This window comes from Cobetia sp. SIMBA_158 (genome assembly GCF_046566945.1).
Classification (GTDB): Bacteria; Pseudomonadota; Gammaproteobacteria; order Pseudomonadales; family Halomonadaceae; genus Cobetia; species Cobetia amphilecti.
Genome location: NZ_JAWJYL010000049.1, coordinates 1 through 540, shown reverse-complemented (window position 1 = coordinate 540; position 540 = coordinate 1). Strand labels below are relative to the sequence as shown.

Genomic DNA, 540 nt, shown 5'->3' with positions numbered 1-540 from the left:
CAGATAGACGAGCTGGTTCTTATGCTGGTGGTGTTGTTCTTGGTGGATTGGGGTTTTTAGGTGGTACTCCTGGAGCTATAGCGGCTTTTCTGGGTGGATCAGCATATAGTTATAGAGAAGTGTATCATGGTAATATGTCGTTTAAAACTTATATAAAAAGAAGTCCTAAAGCTGATAAAAAGTTTAGAATTAAAACGGTTTATTATGAACGTACAAATTATAAGGGGAAGAAAACTGTTAGAGTTCGTGATGAAAATTAATTAGGTTAGAAAGGACGATTGAAGATGACATTGTATAGAGGATTGAATATATTGTTTTCTTTAACTTTTGTTGTATGTATTTTGGTAGGACGAATAGTTTTTGAAAAAAATAATGGAGTAGTATTTATTATAGCTAGTGCAATCATACTTTCGGTAGCTTCTTTTTTGAATTATTTCTTTAATCGTCGTTCTAATCAAAGTGAATAATTTTCTCTAAAACTTAATCAATTAATATAAAAAAAGCCGACTATTAAGTCGGATTTTTCTTTACACGCTTGAC

General features: G+C 31.5%; 1 protein-coding gene. It reads left to right on the top strand.

What is annotated here, in order from left to right:
- Positions 1–260, top strand: a 260-nt coding sequence (locus tag R2R70_RS18905) for a hypothetical protein (protein WP_410978734.1), incomplete at its 5' end; no start/stop codon positions are given.
- Positions 261–540 lie beyond the last annotated feature (280 nt).